The organism is Streptomyces acidicola (genome assembly GCF_009377235.1).
Classification (GTDB): domain Bacteria; phylum Actinomycetota; class Actinomycetes; order Streptomycetales; family Streptomycetaceae; genus Streptomyces; species Streptomyces acidicola.
Map to the genome: position 1 here is coordinate 1 of NZ_VMNX01000468.1, position 2,627 is coordinate 2,627.

Consider the following 2,627-nt stretch of genomic DNA (forward strand, 5'->3'; position numbering starts at 1 on the left):
CCGGCCACCCCCGCATCCCCCGCCTCCCGCGCCGCCGAGATCCTGTCCCGGCCCGTCTCGATCAACGGACTGACCGTCCCGAACCGGATCGCCATGGCGCCCATGACGAGGCAGTTCTCGCCGGGCGGCATCCCTGGGGAGAACGTGGTGTCGTACTACGCGCGCCGCGCCGCCGCGGGCGTGGGCCTGATCGTCACCGAAGGCACGTACGTCGGCCACGAGTCGGCCGGGCAGAGCGACAGCGTCCCGCGCTTCCACGGCGAGGAGCAGCTCGCCGGCTGGGCGAAGGTCGCGGAGGCGGTGCACGCGGCGGGCGGGACGATCGTGCCGCAGCTGTGGCACATCGGCATGGTGCGCAAGGCGGGCGACCCCCCGTTCACGGACGCCCCGGCGGTCGGCCCCTCCGGCCTGCGCCTCGACGGCGCGCCCGGCACAGGCAAGGAGATGACCCAGCAGGACCTGGACGACGTCATCGCCGCCTTCGCCCAGGCCGCGGCCGAGGCGGAACGCATCGGCTTCGACGGCGTCGAACTGCACGGCGCGCACGGCTACCTGATCGACCAGTTCCTCTGGTCCGGCACCAACCGCCGCACGGACGCCTACGGCGGCGACCTCGTCGCCCGTACGAAGTTCGCGGCGGAGATCGCGGCGGCGGTACGGGACTCGGTGTCCCCGGACTTCCCCGTCATCTTCCGCTACTCGCAGTGGAAGCAGGAGGCGTACGACGCGAAGCTCGCCGAGACCCCGGAGGAGCTGGAGGCGCTGCTGACGCCGCTGGCCGCGGCCGGTGTGGACGCCTTCCACGCCTCCACGCGCCGCTACTGGCTCCCCGAGTTCGACGGCTCCGACCTCAACCTGGCGGGCTGGACGAAGAAGCTCACCGGCAAGCCCGCCCTCACCGTCGGCTCGGTGGGCCTGGACGGCGACTTCATCCGCGCGTTCGCCGGCGAGGGCTCCACGATCCGGGGCATCGACGACCTCCTGGACCGCCTGGAGGCCGAGGAGTTCGACCTGGTCGCCGTCGGCCGCGCCCTGCTCCAGGACCCGGAGTGGGCGGCAAAGGTGCTGGCGGGCCGCTTCGACGAGCTGGCGCCGTACGACGCGGCGTCGCTGGGGTCGCTGAGCTGAGCGGACCTCAGCTCGTCGGCTGAGCCGGGCGGGTCCGGGCGTCCGGAACCGCCCGGCTCCCGGCGGGTCAGTCACTTGGCCCCGGGAGGCGGTCAGCCCATCGTCTTGGCGCCGTCCAGGGACTCCCGGATGATGTCGGCGTGGCCGGCGTGCTGGGCGGTCTCGGCGATGATGTGCAGGAGCACCCTGCGGGCCGACCACTGTGCCTGGGGCTGGAACCACGGGGCCTTGGGCAGCGGCTGGGCGGCGTCCAGGTCGGGCAGGGAGGCAATCAACTCGTCGGTCCCCCGGGCCACTTCCTCGTACTTGGCCAGCACACCGGCCAGCGTGTCACCGGGCAGCATCTTGAACTCGTCGGCCCGCTGGGCCCAGTCGGCCTCGGTCATCGCGGTGAAGTCGCCCATCGCCGAGGGGCCGTTGCGGATGAAGTCCGCCCAGCTGCGTTCCACCGACGTGACGTGCTTGATCAGTCCGCCCAGACAGAGTTCGCCGGCGGTGGTCCGCAGGCCGGCCTGCTCGTCGGTGAGGTCGCGGGTGGTGAAGCGCAGGAAGTGCCGGTGCTTGGCCAGGGTGTCCAGCAGGTCGGTGCGCTCGTCGGTGGTCAGGGTTGCGGTGGCGTTCATGGTGGGCCCTCCGTGGATGTCTGTTCCGTCGGTATGGCCACACGCTAGGACCCATGTAGGTCAGATCTTGACCGCTTTCCCTCCTCCCTCGTCGTGCCTGGGAGGCAGTTCGCTCGTACTCCTCTGGTGAACTGGCCACATGACGCTCTTGCCGAACCGCCTCCTGCAAGCGCTGCACCGCTTCAACGCCGAGCACCCCTGGGACCACAACGCGCACTACCACCCGTGGCTCCTGCGACAGTTGCCCCTGCGCTTCGACCGTGCGCTGGACGTCGGGTGCGGGAGTGGGGACCTGGCCCGGCTGCTGGCGGCGCGGGCGAGCGAGGTGCACGGGATCGACGCGGATCCGGAGATCGTCGAGCGGGCTCGGGAGCTGACTCCGGCCGGTGCTCCGGTGACCTACACCGTCGCGGACGCGCTGGACGGGGGCCCTGGCGGGTCGTACGACGTCATCACCTGCGTTGCCGTCCTGCATCACCTGCCCCTGAGTCAGGCGCTCGCTCGCTTCCGTGGGCGGCTGAGGCCCGGCGGGACGCTGGTGGTGGTCGGCCTGGCTCGCACGGAGACCCTCGGGGACCGTCTGCTCGCCCTCGTCTCCGTCCCGGCGAACGTCGTGGTGGGCTGGGTCAGGAACAGGGGGCGCAGGGTGCCGCGGCCGGTCTCCATGATCGCGGTGACCCGGCCGGCGGAGACGGCATTCGGCGACATCCTCCGGGAGGCGAGCCGTGTGCTCCCCGGCGCCCGGCTGCGTCGTCGGCTGTTCTGGCGGTACACGCTCGTCTGGCGTCAGCCGTCCTGCGCATCAGGAGACGGACGAACGGAGGACGGGCGAACGGAGGACGGGCGAACGGGGGGCGGGCGAACGGCTGTCTCTTA

3 protein-coding genes are annotated in these 2,627 nt (G+C 71.8%); 2 read left to right on the forward strand and 1 reads right to left on the reverse strand.

What is annotated here, in order from left to right:
• Nucleotides 1–1,128: NADH:flavin oxidoreductase (locus FPZ41_RS46040; protein ID WP_228023459.1), on the forward strand; the 1,128-nt coding region annotated here is incomplete at its 5' end.
• A gap of 92 nt (nucleotides 1,129–1,220) precedes the next feature.
• On the opposite strand, the gene FPZ41_RS46045 is transcribed toward FPZ41_RS46040, so the two are convergent.
• Complete coding sequence (locus FPZ41_RS46045) at nucleotides 1,221–1,751, reverse strand: DinB family protein (RefSeq protein ID WP_152870810.1); 531 nt, start codon at nucleotides 1,749–1,751, stop codon at nucleotides 1,221–1,223.
• Nucleotides 1,752–1,890: 139 nt separating this feature from the next.
• Between FPZ41_RS46045 and FPZ41_RS46050 the strand changes: the two genes are divergently transcribed.
• The coding region (locus FPZ41_RS46050) for a class I SAM-dependent methyltransferase (RefSeq protein WP_152870812.1) at nucleotides 1,891–2,627 on the forward strand (737 nt) is incomplete at its 3' end.